We start from the raw sequence: 20836 nt of genomic DNA, 5'->3' as shown, positions 1-20836 counted from the left end.
GGGCTAGTCCATCCTTTCTGCCGGGGGCACCGCGTAGTCCGGCCTGTCGGGTCCGAGGTCGACGTAGGGTTCCCAGTCGACGGCGGCGGCGTCGATAGGCGTCTGTTTCAGCTCCGGCTTGATGTGCTCCTCCATGTCCGCGAGCGACTCGACGATGGATTGCGGATCCGAGCCGAAGACTGCCTGCACGATGAGGATGTGTGGCTCTCCCGGTGTGGAGGGGTGGCGCAGGCCGGTGGACAGCGTGCCGGGGGTTGCGGTGATTGAGGTGGTGAACCAGAAGATCTCCCAGTCCGCGCGGAGCCGCAGCGGGTAGTACACGATGATCGGCTCGAAGGCCGCCTTCGGGTTGAGCGCTGCGACGACCGCGTCCCAGCCGGCCTTGAAGATCTCTTTGATAATCCAGAACGTGTATCCGATGAGGTGCAAAATGTCGCGCATTACTTCGCCCCTTCCGTAGCGGCGGCGGCCGGTTCGGCGGCCGGGTCAAGATGCCCGTAGGAATCCGGGTCCGGGATGCCCACCGGGTCATCGCCCAACACGGTGCTCGTGTAGGCGTCCACGTCCAGCAGGTCGTCTACAGCCGAGGTGGTGATGTCCCACATCTGCCCAGCGAAGACGAACATAGCTAGCGAGAGCACCATCATCACAGCAGACGGCAGCATGAAGCTCGCGCGCACGTTGAGTGCCTTCGGGTACCTCTGCATCGGGCGGCCCCAGAACACCTTCTTCCACAGCCGCATCATGGAAAGCAGCGCGCCGAAGGAGGCGACGATGATGGCGGTGATTGCCACCCAGGAGCGCCAGTCGCCCGGCGCAGCGGCGGCGAGGACGATGGTCACCTTGCCGAACAGGCCGGAGAACGGCGGGAAGCCGACGATGGAGAATGCCCCGGCGACGAACACCGCGGAGGTCCACGGGTCGCGCCGCGCCAGGCCGGACAGCTTCGACATTGTGCCGGTGCCGTAGGTCTCCTCGATCGCGCCGACGTTAAGCACAAGCGCGCCGATGGTGATCATGTGGTGGAGCGTGTACAGCAGGCCAGCGGCCAGCGCGTAGCGGGCGTTGTCCTGCGTGAACGCGAGCATGATCAGGATGAACGGCATGCCGTTGACCATCTGGTAGGCCAGCACGCGGCGCATGGTGTGCTCCGCCAGGCCGGCGAAGCCGCCGATGAGCATGGAGATGACCATCACCACGATGAGCAGCGTGTTCCACCGCGGGTCCATGTCGAACATGATCACCCAGATGCGGAAGAGCATGTACACCGCAACTTTGGTGTGCAGGCCGGAGAACAGGCCCATCACAGCGGCGCTTGTCGACGGGTACGTGCGCGGCAACCACGTGTGCACCGGGAAGACACCGGCCTTCGCGGCGATCGCGATAACCACGATGCCGGTGGCCACCGTCGCCGGGCCGTTGCCCGCGGCAACACCCTGCAGCGAGGCGAGGTTCACCGCGCCGGTGACGGCGTAGAGGTAACCCACGCCCATCACGAGCGTGGTGGACGCCAAGAGGTTCACCAGCACGAACGCACGCGCCGAGACGAGGCGGTGGCGGGTACCTGTCATGGCGATCAGGCCGTAGGACGGCAGCAGCATGACCTCGATCATGACGAAGAAGTTGAACAGATCCGCCGTGAGCAGCGCGCCGGTGACACCGGTGATGAGCACCAAGGTCAACGGCGTGAAGTAGCGGGCCTGGGTCTCGCCGACCCTGATGGCGAACCAGTTGGAGCTCAGCGCCACGATCATGGTGGTTACCAGCATCACCGCGGCGAAGCGGTCCGCCAAGAACGAGATACCCACGCCGCCCTGGTACAGGCCGATGACGTGGCTGACCGGGCCGTTGTCTGCGGTGTAGCTGTACAGCCAGACACCGGCGGCGAGGTTGACGGCCGGGATGAGGAGCGCCAGCGCGTCGTTAAGCGGCTTGTACGGGTTGAGCGCGGCGACGGCCGCAACGATGAGCGGAACTGCGACTAGGACGGGGAGAATTGCGTCGACTGCCATTACTCTTGCACCTCCCAGTCATTGACTTCCTGGAGTTTCTTCGGGTTGAGGCGGGCGTTGCGGCCCGCGGTGGACAGCGCCGATGGGCTTAAGTGCATCCGGTCGTATCCGAAAGACTCGCTGGTGGGCTGTTCCGCCGTGTCGTCGTTCTTGCCCAGGGAGGCGAGCATGAGCAGGATTGTCGTGGTGGCCATCGCGATCACGATGGCGGTGAGCACGAACGCCTGCGGTAGCGGGTCCGAAATGTCCTCGAACGCGGTACGCGAGGGGAACGCCTCGCCGCGCCACGCGCCCACACCCGCGGCAAGCAGTGTGAGGTTCGCGGCGTGGCCGAACAGCGACATCCCGAACACGATGCGCACCATGCCTCGCTGCAGGACGAGGTAGACCGATCCGGCCATGAGGACTGCGATGGTAAGTGCCATAACCATGGTGGCCTACTGCTCCTTTCCGTTGCCGGGGTGGGTGTCTGCCGAGTAGGTCGAGGTGACCGGTAGCGGCGAGTCGGCGGGGTTGATCGGATCGGGGTGCGCATCCACCGGGTCGTCCGGCGGCTCCGGTGCGGGCACGTCCGGCAGCGGGTTGGCTGCCTCGCCGCGGGTGTACACCAGGTCTGAGACCTCCATGCCCGGGCGTAGGTAGCCGCCGAGCGAGTTGATCGCGGCGGTGACCATGCCCAACACGGCGAGGTAGATGCCGAAGTCGAAGATGAGCGAGGTGGAAAGGTGCTCGCCGGCGATCTCGCCGTGGATGGCGTAGAGGAACCCGCCTTCTACGAAGCCGAGGAAGCCGGAGGCAATCGCGATGATGATGCCCCAGCCGGTGAGCCGGATCGGGGTGAGCTCTTTGACCACGTCCGCGTCCGCCCCGCGTGAGAGGTAGTTCAGCGCGAATGCGGTTGCCAGCACCAGCGCGGCGACGAACCCGCCGCCCGGGGCGTGGTGGCCGCGGTAGAAGATGATGACGGAAAGCACGAGCAGCACCGGCACCACGAGCGCGGAGGCCTTGCGCAGCGGGATGGAGTTTAGCTGCGACTGGCCGAACGGGCGCGGGCGGGTGCCGGCCTCGAACATGTGGCGCGGCATGGAGCCGACCACCGCGGCGATGACCACTGCGGCCATGCCCAGCACGGAAAGCTCGCCCAGGGTATCGAAGCCACGGAACTCCACGATGATCACGGCGACGATGTTGTCCGCGCCGGTCGCCTCGGCGCCTTCGGTGAGGTACCACTCGGCGAGTTCGGAGCGGCCGCGGCGCCCGGTGAGCGTGTACACCCCGGCGAACGTGACAATGCCCGCGAGTACAGCGCACACGGCCGCGAAGATCTTGCGGGAGCGCTTCGTTTCCGGGAACATGCGCGGCTGGAAACGCAGCACCATCATGATCACCACCACGGTGAGTGCCTCCACCAGGAACTGCGTGAGCGCGACATCGGGTGCGCCGAGCATGAGCATCTGCAGGCTCATGCCCACGCCGACGGTGCCCAGCAGCACCGCGGTGGCCAGGCGGGAGCGGGTGAGCACCATCCCCAGCACCGAGATCGCGATGATGGCGAACGGGATGAGGTCCCACCACACGTCCAGGCCCTCCGCGCGCGGGGCGGGCGTGACACCATCCACCCCGTCGGTGAGCAGCATCGTGCTCCCGCCCAGAGCGAGCAGCAGGGCGATGAGAGGGAAGATGTGGCGCGAGGGGTTGAAGCCGTCGGCAATCGCGCCGAGGCCTTCACCGGCTTTCGCCATGCGCTGCACGAGGCCGAAGAGCAAGTCGTTGCCGCTGACCGGAAGCAGTTCGCGGTTCTCCAGGCGCGCCCAGACCGGTTTACGAACGAAGATGAACGCCACGCCGGCCACCAGCACGAGCATGGAGACGATGAACGGGGCGGTTACGCCGTGCCACAGCGCGAGGTGCGAGTGGTACGCGCCGTCGCCGGTGACGGCTTGGACGCCGGCAGTCACGGGGTTGTCCACCCGGGCGAGCATGAACGGCAGCACCGCGGACATGAGACCGGGAAGGGCTGCCGGCAGCCAGAAGTGCACCGGCGCCTCGTGCACGCCGGACATGTCCTTCGGGCCGTCCACAAACGCGCCGAAGATGATCTTCGCGGAGTATACGAAGGTGAGGAACGCCGCGATACCGCCGATAACCAGCAGGAGGACACCGTACGGGGTGGAGTGGAATGCCTCCAGGATGGACTCCTTGGACACGAAGCCGAACAGCGGCGGCACGGCGGCCATCGAGGCGGCCGCGACGCACATGGAGGCGAAGGTGAACGGCATCTTGTCGTAGAGCTTGCCCAGGCGGCGCATGTCGCGGGTGCCGGTTTCGTGGTCCACCACGCCGATCAGCATGAACAAGGAGGACTTGAACAGTGCGTGGGCGAGTGTGTGCACGAGTGCCGCGGCGATGCCCAAGGTGCCGCCCACACCGATCGCCGCGACGATCCAACCCAGGTGGGAGACCGTGGAGTATGCGGTGAGGTGCTTCAGGTCGGTCTTGGTAATAGCGAAGGTGGCGCTCATTAGCGCGGTGAACAGGCCCACCACCAGCAGGGTCGTGTTCCAAGCGGGGACGCCGTCAAAGATCGTCGCAAAGCGGATGAGTAAGTACACGCCCGCCTTCACCACAGCCGCGGCGTGCAGGAACGCGGAGACCGGGGTGGCCGCGGCCATGGCTTCTGGCAGCCAGAAGTGGAAGGGGAACTGCGCGGCCTTGGTAAACGCGGACGCAGCGATGAGCAGGGCCACCACCAAGGTGATGGTGTTATCCCCCCACACGTCCGAGGCGAGGATGTCCTGCAAGCGCGTGCTGCCGGCCTGCACAGAGGCCACCGCCAAGCCGGCCAGGAGGGTCAGCCCGCCGAAGAAGGTAAGAATCAGGGTGCGGTAGGACCCGTCCTCGCCCGAGGAGCCAGAGCGCGCGATGAGCATGAACGACGCGATGGAGACGAGCTCCCAGGCGATGAAGAGCAACACGGCGTCGTCCGCGAGCACCAGCAACAGCACCGACAGGGTGAACGCCGTCATGATGGTGTAGAAGCTGGTGTTGCCGTCTCGCTCGGGCAGGTACGCGGCGGAGTACAAAAAGACCACACCGCCGATCACAAGCGCCAGCAGCGCGAAGAAGATGCCCAGGCCGTCTGCGCGCAACGCGAAGTCCACGGACGCGCCCGTGCCCATCACGTCGTGCGCCCACTCGAAGGACCATTCGAGGTCGGTGCCGCGGGAGACTTCGGCGAACTTGGAGCCCAGCACGGCCGCGGCGGCAAACAGCAGCGCCGCGAGCGGGTACCCGGCCTTCTTGTCTATGGCTCGCACGAGGATTGGTGAGAGCACCACCGTCGCCGCGACGAGCCCGATGACAAGGGGAAGTGTCATGGTGAACCCATTTCGTTCCATGGTTTTGGCAAGAACCCTTACGACAGTATCAAGGCTGTCGACGCGGTTCTAACGATGCGCGTTTCCGGCGGTGCGCCTCCTGCAGCAAGGCCCGGGCGGATGCTAAGAACAGTGCCATGAAATCGGGCAACGCGTGGCGGTTGGTGTGTGCGCTTTTGGCGCTGGTAGTCGGGGCGTTTTTGCCCATGAGCCCGGCCGACACATGGGCGAACGCGGGGCGCGATTCTGAGGTTTCGGGCGCCCCGCAAGTTGGCCCGGACAATCTTGGCGACGCGCGCCGTGCCGCCGGTGAGGCCGGCCAGCAGGCGAAGGTGCTCAAGGAAGGCGCGGGGCAGCTCGCCGCGGGCATCGGCGAGGCGCAGGGGCAAACGCAGCAGCTTATCGACGCCCTCACGGCCGCCCAGTCCGGATCCCAAGAACTCGCCGACGGCATGGTCCAGCTCCAAGCCGGCACCGGCCAGTTGGGCGCGGGCGCGACGCAGCTGGCGGACTCCATCGGGGAGATTGTGGGCCAGGTCGCCGGGTTTGAGGCGGTGCGCGGCCAGGTGGTCGGCGCGATCGACCGCTCCCTGGAGGAACTCAAAGACGCGAAAAGCCCGGAGGCGGTGCAGGCGCGCGAGTCCTTGAAAGGCCTGCGCGAGCAGGCGCAGACCGCCCAGCTGCCGCCGGACGCGGTGGCAAAGATGAACCAGCTTCGCGACGGCTCCCGCGAACTGGCCAACCAGCTGGCTGTGCCCGGATACGGTTTTCACGACGGTATATATACAGCCACGAACGGCTCGGCAGAGTTGGCCGCGGGCCTGCGTGAGCTTCAGGCGCAGACCGGGCAGGCCACCGGCGGTATCGACGAGTTGGTCGCCGGGGTGGAAAAGATCAACCAGATGGCGGGCATGAACGCCGATAAGGTCGCCGCGGTTCGCGCGGCGCTTCCGGTGCCGGCGGTCGCGCCGGGGGCTGACGGTGCTGAGCCAGCCGGCTCGACCCTGGCCCCGGTGGCGGCGATGCTGCTCGCGGCGATGGCCGTACTCGGCGGCACCGCGCTGGCGGGGGCGGCGTGGTTCGCATCCCGCGGGCGCTGGTGGATCCTCGGAGCCGGGTCCGTGGTCGTGGCCGCCGCCGGCACGATTTTGGCCGGGGTGATCGGATCCGGGTTTGGCCTGCAGGAATACGCGTTGGCGTTCGCCGGCGTGCTGGCGGGCGCGCTTTCCTCGGCCGGTCTCGCGTCCGTGTTGGTGCGTGCACTCGGGCCGGGTGCTGGCCTGGGGGCGGCCGGCGTGGTGGCGCTGGCGCAGACCGGTGTTGTGGGGTGGGTGTGGCGCACTGCCACGACCGCGCAGGTGGACACGCTGTGGGTGGCGCTGTCGCAGGCGGCGCCGATGCACTGGGCGACAACGGCGGTTTCTGCCGCGGGCAACGGTGGCGACTACCGGGGCATTGTCTCGGCGCTGCTGCTGAGTGCGCTGCTTGCGGCCGCGGGGCTGACGGGTGCGCACGAGCGCGGCTAACTCAGCTAAACAGCGCTTTTGGGGGTTGCGGGGGGTGTGCGCTCCGTCCTGCCGGTGTGTCTGGGTCCATTGTCTTGAGGGGGTTCGTGCTGACATTCGGTGGACCTTGTCGGACGGGGCAAAAAAATATGTGCTTTTAGGAGAAGGGAATATTTGGTAGGCTGCAGTGGTTTAACCGTGAGATTAATGCGCTCAAAATGCGCGGAGTGTGCCCAGATGGTTGCGAGCGCGCTCTGCAAAACCCATAAGGAGTATCAATGACTAATTCGATCCGGCGAGCGCGCAAGTTCAGCCGCTCGGGCGTTGCTGCGGCGTCCGTCGTTTCTTTGGCGCTTGGCGCTTTCAGCGTTGTGGGCCCGGGGCCGCTCGCCTCTGCTGCGGAGGGGGAAGCCGATGGTGACACCTCCCTGACCGGCGGCATCCGCGGTGCCGACGGTTCCGGGGTGATAAACACAGGCAAGCAGCTGGACTCTGACCTGGATGCGGGGTCGTGTGTGGTCGCGCCGGCACAAGGGTCGGAAACTGGAAGTCAGGCGGGTTTCAGCTGGGACACGGTTGAGCCGTCCAACAATACAACCGACAAACGCACTTGGGGCGTGTCCGTCGCCTTCGATAACTCGCAGGACCGCACGTTTTCTTCCTGGGAGTGGAGTAGCAGCAGCCAGAGAAATGCTCCCGTCACGCTTGGATCCGTGCCGGCAGCGCCTGCCAGGCAGTCCCTGGGGCCGGACATCACCGCGTCCGACCAGACCGACGAGCAACTGATGATTACCAATCCTGGCTTCCGAATTACCTACGGGTTGCAGTCGGATCTCACCGCGGAGAAGGTTGCGCAATTCGCCCAGGCTGGGGCCGACTCTCCTGTGCGTTACGTGTGGAAGGCCGAGTACACTCGAGACAACCCTACAGGGGAGAAAGCCACGGCCAACTCGGAGTTCCTTGCCCTGGTCAACCCGTGGCCGAACGAGGACAACGAATGCAACCCCATCAAAGTAGATTGGGAGGGTATCCAGCAACACGTGATTGTGCCGGGTGAGGAGACCAAGGTCGGCCACATTGACGTCCCTGCACTCTCGAACGGCAGTGTCGACGACTCGCTGTCCCGCATGATCGTGGAGGCCTACGACGGCAACGGCAAGTACATCGCTTCCAGCGACACCAACGCTTCGAACGGCGGCAAGCAGCTGCTGCGTGTCGACGAGAAGGGTGACATCTACTACACCTGGCCCGAATACCGCGGAACTGATCTGGCGGCCCAACAGAACGTGCAGTTCTCCGTCGTGGCGCGGCCGCGCACTACGAAACAGTTGGAAACGGCGAATGCATCGAGTGGGTGGTACGGCCTCTCTGAACCCAAAGTTTTCGACATCTCGAATTCGTTGCCGCGCTACAAGACTCCGAATGAGATCGGCAGAAACACCATCTCGCTCGACGACACGGAGTTCCACGACCCGCAGTACAACACGGACGAGCAAACAATCACGTCCGGCATTGAGACTGACGGCAGTCTGACGAATCAGCCGCAGCAGGTCGTGTTCAAGCAGGTCCCGGACCTGATCGCGGACCTGGTGAAGAAGAAGGGCGACGGTGGCTTCGAAGCCAAGGTTGTCATGGACCAGCGATACGTTTTCGCGGGCTGGAAAGCCGAGATGGATCCGGAGACCTACGACGTCACCGTCACCTCTCCCGCGAAGCCTGAGCCCGGTACCTTCGCGCAGCCCAGGGTCGTTGTGGAGTACTCCAACGGCTCGACTGATGAGCTGAGCCTCCTCGTGATCGTGGACCCGAACCACACCCAGATCACCGATCTGGTGCGCCCGGCTGTGGCTAAGGGTGAGGTCAATAAAGCGATCACCTCTCAGATCACCACCAAGTCCATTATGAATGGCTACGCTCCGGTCGCCCCGGCGACGTTTGAGGTCGATCAGTCCACCGTCCCCGCTGGGTGGACCGTCACCGTCGATGACACCGGCAAGGTCACGGCGAAAGCCGACAGCACTGTTGTGCCGGGTACCGTCATCACCCCGAAGATAACGGCGACCTACCCGGACGGTACGGACGACGTGGTCGAGCCCCAGTTCCAGGCCACCGTGAACATCAAGATTCCCGATTACGACACGGTGACTAACAAGCCGGGCACCAATGTGACACTGACGCCCAAGGTCCCGGATGTTGGTCTGACCGGCAACGCCAGCGATGCGGCGCCGACCCGCTACACTTTTGATGACGGCGAGACCGAGAAAACCGTCAAGGACGCCGCGGGTGACTGGAAGATCACCATCGACGAGAAAACCGGCGAGATCACCACCACCATCCCGCGCACCGCACCCGAGGGGCACGTGCTCAACATCCCGGTGCTTGCGTACTACAGCGACGAAACCGGACAGGCGCCGCAGCAGATCAAGGGCACCGTCGTTGTGCTCAAGAGCGACGTGGCACCGAACTACACGGTGGGGACCACCGGCCCGAACCAGGCTGTGGACCACCAGGTGCAGGATGCGCCGAAGGGGTCGACGTTCTCCTTTGGCAAGAACGGCGACCAGCCGATCCTGACGCAGGAGGTTAACGGCTGGAAGTACACGATCGACCCGGAGACCGGTGTCGTTACTTCTACGCCGCCGGCAGACTCCAAGCCGGGCGACAAGAACACCGCGACCGTCAGGGTTGAAACCGAGGACGGTTCGGTCGCGCATGTTCCCGTTACCACCGTGGTGAAGCTGACCAACAACTGGGAGGCTGAGCCGAACTACCCGGTCGAAACGGTCTACCCCGGTGATACGGCAACGCTGCCAGTCACCCTGCAGAAGCCGGACAACGTCAACGTCGCAAAATACGAGTTGGGTGATGTTCCCCAGGGTTGGACTGTCAGCATCGACAAAGACGGCAAGATCACTGCAACCGCCCCGGCGGATGCCGCGCCGGGCAGCCAGGTCGAGATTCCCGTCACGGTGACCTACGAAGATGGCTCGGAGGACACCGCTAAGGCCGTCGTGAACGTTGTCGACGTTCCGACACGCCCGGTGCCGTTCGGAGTGGAATACGTCTACGATGACACAATTCCTGCTGGCGAGTACAAGACTGTCACCAAGGGTGTGGCAGGTGAAGAGAAGCAGAAGCGCGACGGCACGTGGGAGCAGACCACTGCGCCGACCAACGAGGTCGTGCACGTCGGCACCAAGCCGGCTGAAGCATCCAAGGACGTAACCTGGACCGCGCCGATTCCGTACAGCACCACCACCCGCCCGAACCCGGCGCTCGCTCCGGGCGAGACCAAGGTCGTGCAGCAGGGTGTGAACGGTGAGCGCACTTACACCGCCAAGTTCACCGCTACCGGCGACCAGGCTTCGGTCGTCGAGTCCGAGGACACCAAGCAACCGGTCGAGGAGATCATCGAGTACGGGCCCCGCCTCGCTGACCAGGAGCTGGTCACCGAAACCACCCGCAAGATCCCGTTCGAGACCACCATCGTCTACGACAACACTCTCGAGGCAGGTACTCGGGTCGTCGATACGCAGGGCGTTGTCGGTGAGGAGAAGGTCACAAGCACGCAGAAGCTTGTCGACGGCAAGCCCTCCGGCGATCCGAATGTCGAGACGACCACCGTGACCGAGAAGCAGGATGCTGTCATTCGCGTGGGCACCAAGCCGACTACCACGACGGCGACGACAACTGCGACCACCACTGAGAAGTCGACGACCACCGAGACGACCCGCGTTGAGGTCCCAACGACGATTACGACGGCGGTGCCTACGACGGTGTTCTCGACGACGACCGTTTCTGGTACGCCGACGACGATCACGGAGACCAAGGAAGTTCCTACGACCATCACCACGCAGGTGCCGACGACGGTCCCGACCACGGTGAAGGAGACGTCAACAACGACGCAGCAGGTCCCGACTACCGTGAAGGAAACCGAGACTAAGTCGGTTCCAACGACGATCACGACGGCGGTGCCCACGACGGTGTTCTCGACGACGACCGTTTCTGGTACGCCGACGACGATCACGGAGACCAAGGAAGTTCCGACCACCATCACCACGACGGTCCCGACGACGGTGCCGACTACCGTTCCGACAACGGTTGAGAAGACCACGACGCAGCAGGTCCCGACGACGGTGAAGGAAACCGAGACTAAGTCGGTTCCAACGACGATCACCACGACGCTGACCTCCACCAAGGAGATTCCGACGACGGTCGAGGGCAAACCCACGACTACTACGGTCACCACGGAGGTCCCGACCACGATCACCACGACGGTTCCGACCACGGTAAAGGAAACCGCTACGTCCACGGCCACCACGACCGTGACCAAGGAGCCGGAGCCGGTCAACGCGTCCGAGACCGTGAAGCTCCCGTTCACGACCAAGATCATCTTCGACGACTCGCTTGAGCCGGGCACCGAGGTTGAGGACGTGAAGGGCGTCGACGGCGAGGTGAAGGTCACCTTCACTGACAGCAAGGCCACGGCCGAAACCGTCAAGGAGCCGGTGCAGCGCGTCGTCCGCGTAGGCAGCAAGCCTGCCGAAGGCGTCGAGTGGACCGAGGAGGTGGCGTACGACGTCAAGGTTGAGGAGGACCCGAACCTCGAGGCCGGCAAGTACGTCGTCACTCAGCAGGGCAAGCCTGGCCAGACCGTCCACAAGACTGACGGCACGGTGGAAACCACGGAGCCGACGGATCACATCATCAAGGTCGGCACCAAGAACGCTGACGCTGTGGATAGCGAGTTCAAGTCGCCGATCCCGGCGCCGGTAGTGATTCAGTACGACCCCAACCTGCCTGCTGGCACCGTCCAGGACGATCCGGCTAACCCGGGCGTCGACGGCGAGAAGACGGTGACCGTCACCCGCAAGATGGTCGATGGCCAGCCGGTTGGCGAGCCGGTGGTCACCGAGAAGGTCATCACCGAGCCGCAGCCGCGCATCGTCAAGGTCGGCACCAAGCAGCCAGCCGCCGGTGAGCAGGTCACCTGGACCGAGCCGATTCCGTTCCAGACCACCTTCCGCGAGAACCCGGACCTCGCACCGGGCGAGACCAAGGTTGTCCAGGAGGGCAAGGACGGCGAGGCGACCTACTACGTCGAGTTCAAGGCCAACGGCGAATCTGCCACGGTTGAAAACACGAACCAGCGCGTCGAGCCGGTGGAGCGCATCGTCGAGTACGGCCCGCGCGCCAACGGTGACGAGATCTCCTCGCAGGTGACCCGCCCGGTCGAGTTCAAGACCAGCGTCATTTACGACGACACCCTCGAAGAGGGCAATCAGGTCATCACCCAGGGCGAGCTCGGTGAAGAGGTTGTCACCACGACGCAGAAGCTTGTCGACGGCAAACCGTCCGGCGACCCGGTCACCACCACCGAGGTGACCAAGGCCCCGGTGAACGCGGTCATCCGCATCGGCACCAAGAAGCAGGGCACCCCGGATCCGGAACCTGAGGTCTCTGAGGTTGTGGATCTTCCGTTCACCACCAAGATCGTCTACGACCCGACCCTCGAGCCGGGCCAGGAGATCGAGGACGTGGCTGGTGCCAACGGCCAGGTCAAGGTGACCGTCGTCAATGGCAAGGCCACCGTCGAGACGGTGAAGGAGCCGGTGCAGCGCGTCGTCCGCGTGGGCACCAAGCCTGCCGAAGGCGTCGAGTGGACCGAGGAGACCGCGTACGACGTCAAGGTTGAGGAGGACCCGAACCTCGAGGCCGGCAAGTACGTCGTCGCCCAGCAGGGCAAGCCTGGCCAGACCGTGCACAAGACGGACGGCACGGTGGAAGCCACTGAGCCGACGGACCACATCATCAAGGTCGGCACGAAGGTGACCGTCGAGAAGCCGCAGTACAGCCCGGTGGCGTTGCAGCCTGGACAGACCGCCGACATCCAGCCGGCGAACGCTGTAAAGGGCAACCAGTACCGCAAGCTCGACTGGCCGGAAGGCTGGGAGGGCACGGTCGACCCGGAGACCGGTCAGGTCCACGTGACCACCCCGGCGGATGCGAAGCCTGGCGACAAGGCCAAGCTGCCGATCGAGGTCACCGATGCTGAAGGCAACACCTACACCGTCTACACCGAGGTCGTCGTTTCCGGCAAGGACGTAGTGCCTGCGCCGGACACCGATAAGAGCTCGTCGGATACGGCGAAGCGTTGTGTGGCCAACGCCTTCTCCAAGAACAGCCCGATCCTGTGGATGCTGCCGGTCGCGCTGCTCGGCGCTGTGGGCTACGGCGTGAACGAGGCGTTCGGTCCGCAGATCCAGCAGGCGACTGCGCAGATCAACGAGCAGATCCGCCGCAGCATGCCGGACTTCGGCATCGGCCACGGTGCGCGGCAGCCGGAGTGGGTGCGCGAGATCAATGCTCAGGTGGACGCGATTAACCGCCAGTTCGCCCCGGTGGCGAAGCAGCTGGAGCCGATCGGTATCGCGCTCGGCGCGATCGCGGCGATCTCGCTGACGGGCGTGCTGATTGCTCAGGCGTGTACCGAGGAGGGTTTCGACAACGGCTTGACCATCTTCAAGTCGAAGGATGGCGAAGCGAGGTCCTCGCGTAACCAGTAACGCAAACAGCGTGCTATAACGCGCTCTCGATAGGGGCGGTCCGGAAACGGGCCGCCCCTATCGGTTTTCCAGCGCGACTAACGGCCGTCAGTTAGCATGCCTATTTATGTATCGCTCCCGCATCCCCGCCGTCGCCCTCGCGGTCGCGCTGCCCCTTGCCGCCGTCCAGGTTGTCCCCGCACCCGTCGCAGCCGTAGAACAGTCCGCAACGTCCATCCCGCAACAGACCGAGAAGCGCGCCCGCCTCGCAGCGCAGGCCATCGAGGAACTCATCAACGAGTACCGTGTCGCGAACGGCCTGCACCCCCTCGTGACGCATGAGCTTTACGACGCCCAGGCGCTCGCGTGGTCAAAGCAAATGGTCTCGGACCTGCCGACCCTCGGCTACCCCAGGAATGACTCCCCGTTGGGGGAAGACGGTAGCGCATTCCGCCACTCCGATCCGGCGGAGTGGGGGCACTCCGGCGAGAACATTCTGTTCGACAACGGTGTCGTTAATCCTGATGCCGATGATCCGGCCCCCGGCCTCCGGGAAGAGAAACCTTTCCAGGACACCGAGGAAGATTGGGCCCGCGCGGCAGCGATCCTGTTCGAGGACTGGCGGAACTCGCCAACGCACAACGCCAACATGCTCGCCCCTGAGTTCCAAGGCATGGGGCTGGGCCTCGTGCTCGCCGACAAAGGCGTGGTCTGGGGCACGACCATGTTCTTCATCGACAACACCCCGTTGCAAGGTGCGGGCGGCAAGAGGGGCAGGATGGCCCGCGACCCGCTCACGGCGCGCGCCGTCGCGAGCGGGGAGCCGTTCTACACGCCGTCGGGGGCCCGCGAGCTGCTCGGCATCGGTGCCGTGGCGGACCCCACCGACACGAAGGGGCACGTGGTCTCTCGCGAGGTTGACTTCGGGGAACAGGGCATCTTCGAAGTCATCGCGGAGTCCGAGTTCAGGACTGGCCCCGACACGTGGGAGAAGTTATTCCTCGACAAAACGAAGGACGCCCCTCAGGGGTTGGATCCCGAGGTAACGGGCACCAAGATCCAGGCGGAGCCCGTGAAGCCAACGTCCACCCCGAAGCCGTCCACCCCGAAACCGTCCACCCCGAAACCGACCACCCCGAAACCGTCCACCCCGAAACCGTCCACCCCGAAACCGACCACCCCGAAGCCGACGTCAGCCACGCCAACGAGCACTACCAAGAGCCCTGCGAGCGCGCCGAAAACCAGCGACGTGGTGGTGACGCCGACGGGTGGGCAGGGGAGCGTCGATAAGCAATCGCCCACCCCGACACCGACTGGAACTACGACTTCGACCACCACTTCCAAGGAGCCGAAGCCGGTGGAGCCGAATCCGAAGGATGAGGGCTCGAGCAAGGCAGGCATCGCGATCGGTGTTGTGCTGGGTCTGCTCGCTGTGATCGGGATCGCGGCCGCGGCGCTGCCCATGGTGGCTCCGGATCTCGCGCGGCAGTTGGGAATACCTGGCGCTTAGCGGTGGAGCTGAGAGCGAAGCGAGTTCTTTTAAAAATTCTAGTGCCCGGCCGCCACACCGTATGTGAGTTATTGGTTGCCCTTTTTATTAGAGGAAGCTTATTGCACTGCTCTGACCAGGGTAGACTTGCCGATAACCTAGAATTAACCTGAGGGTCGCTTTCTGGCAAGAATTTGGTCGTAGCTTCACAGCTGGCTGAAAACAGCCCTCCCTTCTTTTGATAAGGACCGTTCATGCGTTTCTCAACGAAGGCAGTTATCGCCGCTGTGAGCGTAACCGCGCTGACGATGACGGCGCTGCCAACCGCCGGCGCACAGACCGCGCCATTCCAGTCCTTCAACGGCAAGGACACCTGCATTTCCATTCTCCCCGACGGCACCGTCCGCGCCCCGCAGCCTGGCGAGTGCGCCCAGTTCGGCAAGGGCGGCCAGGGCAACACCGACGCCAAGGCCCGCAACGTGATTTTCATCCTGGGTGACGGCATGGGCCACCAGGAAATCACGGCCGCTCGTAACTACCTCAAGGGCGCCAACGGCCGTTTCGAGGGCCTGGACAATCTGACGGCTTCCGGCGCGTACACCACCTTCGCCATCGGCAAGGACGGCAAGCGTCAGTACGTCACGGACTCCGCCGCTTCCGCAACCGGCTGGGCCGCGGGTGTGAAGACCTACAACGGCGCGCTTTCGGTGGACATCACTGGCAAGCCGCACGAGAACCTGATCGAGATGGCGAAGAACGCCGGCATGCGCACCGGTAACGTCTCCACCGCCGAGATCCAGGACGCCACCCCGGGTGCCCTTGGTTCGCACATTTCCCAGCGCGGCTTCTACGCGCCGTCCGGCGAGAAGAAGGTTGTGCAGGGTGCAGAAGCCCGCGAAAACGGCGGCCTGGGCTCCATCTCCGAGCAGATCATTGATACGCGAGCCGACGTCACCCTCGGCGGCGGCCGCAGGTACTTCGACACCGCTGTCGTCGAAGGCGGCGAGAACCGCAACCCGTTCCTGAAGGAAAAGGACAACGTGGATTGGGAGGCCGGCAAGACCGTTCGCGAGAACGCTGTTGCCAAGGGCTTCAGGGTCGTCGACGACAAAGCCGGCCTAGACGCCATCACGGTGGCGAATCAGGATCAGCCGGTGCTCGGCCTGTTCAACGACGGAAACATGACCCGTCGTTACGAGCAGACTGTGCCTACCAAGAACGGCGGCACCCTCGACCCGCATGAGTGCAAGGCCCAGGACACCGGCAACGAGCCGACGGCTGCCGAGATGACCCGCAAGGCAATCGAGCTTCTCGACGACAAGAACGCCGAGAAGGGCTTCTTCCTGCAGGTCGAGTCTGCCTCCATTGACAAGGCGGACCACGCCGCTGACGCCTGCGGCATGATCGGCGAGACCGAGCAGATCGATGAAGTGATCAAGGAAGCGCTCGACTTTGCCAAGAAGGACGGCAACACGATGGTCGTGGTCACCGCTGACCACGCCCACACCGCTGAGATCGTGCCGGACGGCCAGCGGTCTGTCGCTCCGGTGACGCGTCTGAAGGTGGCGAAGGACTCCCGCGAGGGCCAGGACAACGCCATGTCCGTCTCCTTCGGCACCGTGGCGTGGAAGGACAAGGACGGCAACGACACCTTCGCTTCCAAGAAGGACGGCGACCCGTTCGACACCCCGAAGTTCTCCATGCAGCACACCGGCTCCCAGGTGCGCATCGCTGGTTTCGGGCCGGGCTCCGAGAACGTGAACGGCCAGATCGACCAGACTGACACGTTCTACGTCATGGCTAACGCGCTCGGCCTCAATGGAGGCACTGAGGGCGGCCAGAAGCCATGGGACATCAACAAGGGCAAGAAGATCCAGTCCCTCGCTACCCGCAACGAGGCCAAGTCCGGTGAGGAGCTGTGCTACCAGATCAAGGCTGGCGAGGCCCCGAAGGTGGGCGACTGCGCCCAGTTCGGCACCACCGGCCAGGGTGTAGACAACTCCAAGGCCAAGAACGTGGTTGTGATGATCGCGGACGGCACCGGTGACCAGGAGATCACCGCAGCCCGCAACTACCTCAAGGGTTCCGCTGGCCGCTTCGAGGGCCTGGACAACCTCGACTACACCGGTTACCAGACCACGTTCTCCTTGCGTAAGGAGACCGGCCTGCCGGATTACGTGACCGATTCCGCCGCTTCCGGCACCGCCTGGAACTCCGGTATCAAGACGTACGACGGCGCAATCGGCGTGGACCTCAACGGCAAGCCGGTCGCCACCATGGGCGAGATCGCGAAGGCTGCTGGCAAGAAGATCGGTAACGTCACCACAGCTGAGGTGCAGGACGCAACCCCGGCTGCCTTTGCAGCACACGCATTGAACCGTGCGGACTACGCTCCGTCCGGCGGTAAGGACCTCAAGCAGGCGCAGGACAAGCAGCTGCGCGAAAACGGCGGACTGGGCTCCATTTCCGAGCAGATCGTGGACCTGCGCGCCGACGTCACCCTCGGTGGCGGTGCAAAGTACTTCAACGCCGAGGTGAAGCAGGGCGGTAAGTGGGGCGAGAACGGCAACACGTGGACCGCTGGCAAGTCTGTGCTGGACAACGCCAAGGACAACGGTTACAAGGTTGTGGAGAACGCCGCTGAGCTCGACGCGCTGAAGAAGTCCGACGAGCCGGTCCTCGGCCTCTTCTCGGAGGGCAACATGCCGCGCCGCCTGGACCGTCTGGTGCCGGTGAAGGACGGCGCGAACGGTGATGCGAACGTGTGCGCAGCGAACCCGAAGTTCACCACCGAGGTCCCGACCTTGGCTGCAATGACCACCAAGGCGCTCGAGCTCCTGCAAAACGACAAGGGCTTCCTGCTCCAGGTCGAGTCCGCATCCCCGGACAAGGCTGCCCACGACGCTGACCCGTGCGGCATGTTCGGTGAGGTTGGCCAGTTCGACGAGGCCATCAAGGCTGTGCAGGACTGGGCAAACAAGACGGGTGAAGAGACCCTGATCATCGCCACCGCGGACCACGCGCACGCCACTCAGATCACCTACAACGACACTGAGACCTCCGGCCTGACCTCCAAGGTCCGTACCGCCGACGGCTCCGACATGACCATCAACTACTCCAACATGGCTGAGCTGGAGTCCACCCGTAAGCCGGGCACCCCGGGTTACAACGAGCACACCGGTACGCAGGTGCGCATCGCAGCATCCGGCCCGGGCGCGGCCAACATCACCGGCCAGATCGATGAGACGGACATCTTCTTCGTGGTGAACAACGCACTCGGACTCGAGTCTGTGAACCACGGCCTGAAGTTCGAGAACCAGATGAAGCCAATCGAGGGCACCAAGCAGGGTGCGCAGTCCTCTCAGGGTGAGGGCAGCTCTGTGAAAAACCCTGCTTTGATTGCTATCTGGGCAATCGCCGGTATCGTCGGTCTGCTTTCCCTGATCGCACTCCTCTTCCCGATCCCGGTGGATAACATCCTCGGCCCGATCGCGAAGCTCTAAGAGCAACATCTGCAGGTGGGAGCGGGGGACTCCCACACACAAACCCTGGGAATGGGCGATTTCGCCTCAGTCTCAGGGTTTACTGCTCAGGGTATGCGCACGCGGCGAGGGCGGCGACCATTCGGCCGGTCCCGGGGCCCGAACTACTTCCAGCTACCTACTTCCAGCTATTTGCCCGTAAATAGCGAATAGCCGGAAGTAGGTAGCTGGTTTTAGGTGCGCCCGCCGTGAATAGGCGTGCCGCCGTGAATGCGCCCACCGTGGATAGGCGTACGTGGTGGACATGTGGGTGACACGACAAAAAAGAGCAGCCCCCACATCCCACTGAAAGGGGCGGGAGACTGCTCAAGTGTGTATTAGCGCGATCTCAAAACGCGCGTCCCGGTACTGGAAAGCTAATTCCAGCCGACCTTCAGGGTGGTGGATCTCTCGATCCAATTCCGTCAGGAACTCAGATTCTACTCTCGATAGCGGGCAAGTCAAGGTTATCTACGCATGTTCAATGGTCACGATGTTTACTTTGCCTTGTTGAATATCGTCGAAGTTGTCTAGCTCGAGAGCGCGTCGCAGTCGCGCAGCTGTACGTGCCTTCGGGCTGTTCTTGCGCTCTGCATCCATGGTCCCGTGCCGTCTCTCGTAAGCGATTGAGCTAGCAACAATGTCCGCGAGTTGGACGAAATCACTTGCTCGTGAGTCGATGTCGTAAGCTTCTACCACGCATCTTGCCCCCAAAGATCGGTTTACTTCAGCTTTAACCTTTTGGGCTGCGCTTTCACCCTTCGGCGTCTGTACAAGGTCGAGGAAAACGTTGACCAACTCGCCACGGTTAATATTTCCCCGAATGAGAAGAGAGGCCATTGTTGCCTGCTGCTCCCAAGTGGGTTTATTCGGGTGGAAGGACTTCGTAGCGTCGTACACGGAGCCGCCGACGCGGACATCCGCCTGAGCGACGGTCTCCACTAAATCAAAGTAAAACTCTAGATTGTTTCGCTTGATGTCAGCGAAATGAATCTCCTGGTGGTAGCCGTACTTCTGCCGGAGATGGCGAACGTCGCGATCAAGCTCCTGTGGGTTTCGAACCTTGATAAAGCCCACTACGAAGAAACCGCCTGAGGAATTTCTAGAACCTGATTCATCTAAGTAGATGGTTGAAACTGGGACGCGGCTCGGTAGTGTAAACAATTTCTGACTCGGCACGCATCAAGATTACAACCTCTAAAGATGCGTTAACTCAGTCCTAGATTGGGGGCAACCCGAAAGGTCCTCCACAGCACCCGAACCCTAGCTTCCAACGCCGAAAACCCCAGCCGAAGCTGGGGTTTCATCTGGTCGGGATAACAGGATTTGAACCTGCGACCTCTTCGTCCCGAACGAAGCGCGCTACCAAGCTGCGCCATATCCCGGTGGTATCTCAGGCGGTTGCCCGCGGTACTCGATACACCATACTCCCGCGCCCCGCCGCCACCAAAACGGCAGGTGAGTGGCCGATTCGGCCGCGGAAACCGGCTAGGAGGAACGCTCCGTCACGCGGATCAGGGCGGCGGACGGCGGGCAGAACAGTCGCACCGGCGCGTACTTCGAGGTGCCCAGGCCGTTCGACACCTCCATCCACATATCGCCGTAGTGGTGCAGGCCGGAGGCGCGCTCGCGGTCAATGTCGGCGTTGGTCACTATGGCGCGTTCGCCGGGCAGGCAGATCTGGCCGCCGTGGGTGTGGCCGGCGAGGGCGAGCTGGTAGCCGTCCGACTCAAACGCATCGAGCACACGCCGGTAGGGGGCATGCAGCAGGCCCACCGAAAGGTCGGCGTCCGCGTTGGGGGCGCCGGCGACCGCCGAGTAGTCGTCCAGGTCGTGGTGCGGGTCGTCCACGCCAGCCAGGGCGAGGCGTACGTCCGAGGCCTTGAACTCCAGGCGCTGGTGGGTGGCGTCGCGCCAGCCGCGTTCGATGAAGGCGGCGCGCATGCCCTCCCACGGCAGGTCCACGTAGGACGGCTCGCGCTTCTCATCGAGCACGTACTTCATGGGGTTTACCGGCCGCGGCGCCCAGTAGTCGTTGGTACCGAAGACGAAGGCGCCGGGGCGGTCCAGCAGCGGCCCGAGCGCGTCGAGCACCCACGGCACCGCGGCTTCGTCGGAGAGGTTGTCGCCGGTGTTCACCACCAAGTCGGGCTCGAGGGAATCCAGGGAGGAGACAAAATCGACCTTTTTTCGCTGCCCCGGGATCATGTGCAGATCTGAGATGTGCAGGATGCGGAACTCGCCGCGGCCGCGCAGCACACCGGGCGCGAGCAGGGGCAGCTCGTACTCTTTGAGGTTGAAGTTGTGGAGTTGGGCGTTGCCCCACGCAAGCGTCGATAAGCTAAATGCCCCAAGGGAGCCGAGCGCAACCTTCCACTTCTTCATCC

At 63.8% G+C, this 20836-nt stretch carries 10 protein-coding genes and 1 tRNA gene; 4 read left to right on the top strand and 7 right to left on the bottom strand.

The genetic code is table 11. The annotated features are described in order from the left end of the window. Nucleotides 1–3: 3 nt before the first annotated feature. From HWX32_RS10195 to HWX32_RS10180, 4 genes are read right to left on the bottom strand one after another with little or no spacing between them, the layout of a single operon-like run. On the bottom strand, nucleotides 4–441 hold the full coding sequence (locus HWX32_RS10195; RefSeq protein ID WP_175935761.1) for a monovalent cation/H+ antiporter subunit E: 438 nt from the start codon (nucleotides 439–441) through the stop codon (nucleotides 4–6). Continuing rightward, nucleotides 441–2012, bottom strand: a complete 1572-nt coding sequence (locus tag HWX32_RS10190) for a monovalent cation/H+ antiporter subunit D family protein (protein WP_175935760.1) — start codon at nucleotides 2010–2012, stop codon at nucleotides 441–443. Before HWX32_RS10190 ends, HWX32_RS10195 begins: the two co-directional genes overlap by 1 nt. Next, a complete protein-coding gene (locus HWX32_RS10185) occupies nucleotides 2012–2443 on the bottom strand; it encodes a cation:proton antiporter subunit C (RefSeq protein ID WP_075465912.1) in 432 nt (143 codons plus the stop codon). Before HWX32_RS10185 ends, HWX32_RS10190 begins: the two co-directional genes overlap by 1 nt. A gap of 6 nt (nucleotides 2444–2449) precedes the next feature. Next, a complete protein-coding gene (locus HWX32_RS10180) occupies nucleotides 2450–5389 on the bottom strand; it encodes a DUF4040 family protein (protein WP_175935759.1) in 2940 nt (979 codons plus the stop codon). Between the two features lie 137 nt (nucleotides 5390–5526). Here HWX32_RS10180 and HWX32_RS10175 point away from each other — a divergent pair, with 137 nt between their 5' ends. From HWX32_RS10175 to HWX32_RS10160, 4 genes are all read left to right on the top strand, one after another. After that, entirely contained in the window at nucleotides 5527–6915 is a 1389-nt protein-coding gene (locus HWX32_RS10175; protein ID WP_175935758.1) for a hypothetical protein, read from the top strand. Between the two features lie 257 nt (nucleotides 6916–7172). Then, nucleotides 7173–13460, top strand: coding sequence for a G5 domain-containing protein (locus HWX32_RS10170; protein WP_175935757.1), 6288 nt, complete (start codon nucleotides 7173–7175; stop codon nucleotides 13458–13460). A 106-nt stretch (nucleotides 13461–13566) separates the two neighbouring features. Further along, nucleotides 13567–14949: a CAP domain-containing protein gene (locus HWX32_RS10165; RefSeq protein WP_175935756.1), complete on the top strand. Its 1383-nt coding sequence runs from the start codon at nucleotides 13567–13569 to the stop codon at nucleotides 14947–14949. 233 nt (nucleotides 14950–15182) lie between these two features. After that, nucleotides 15183–18431: an alkaline phosphatase gene (locus HWX32_RS10160; protein ID WP_175935755.1), complete on the top strand. Its 3249-nt coding sequence runs from the start codon at nucleotides 15183–15185 to the stop codon at nucleotides 18429–18431. Between the two features lie 489 nt (nucleotides 18432–18920). On the opposite strand, the gene HWX32_RS10155 is transcribed toward HWX32_RS10160, so the two are convergent. The 3 genes from HWX32_RS10155 to HWX32_RS10145 form a co-directional block, all read right to left on the bottom strand. Continuing rightward, nucleotides 18921–19628, bottom strand: a complete 708-nt coding sequence (locus HWX32_RS10155; protein WP_175935754.1) for a DUF3800 domain-containing protein — start codon at nucleotides 19626–19628, stop codon at nucleotides 18921–18923. 129 nt (nucleotides 19629–19757) lie between these two features. Beyond that, a tRNA-Pro gene (locus HWX32_RS10150) sits at nucleotides 19758–19834 on the bottom strand. 103 nt (nucleotides 19835–19937) lie between these two features. Beyond that, entirely contained in the window at nucleotides 19938–20834 is an 897-nt protein-coding gene (locus HWX32_RS10145) for a metallophosphoesterase (protein ID WP_175935753.1), read from the bottom strand. Nucleotides 20835–20836: the final 2 nt, after the last annotated feature.

Origin of the sequence: Corynebacterium sp. Marseille-P4321 (assembly GCF_903645305.1) — a bacterium.
GTDB lineage: Bacteria > Actinomycetota > Actinomycetes > Mycobacteriales > Mycobacteriaceae > Corynebacterium.
This window is presented reverse-complemented; position numbering and strand designations above follow the sequence as displayed.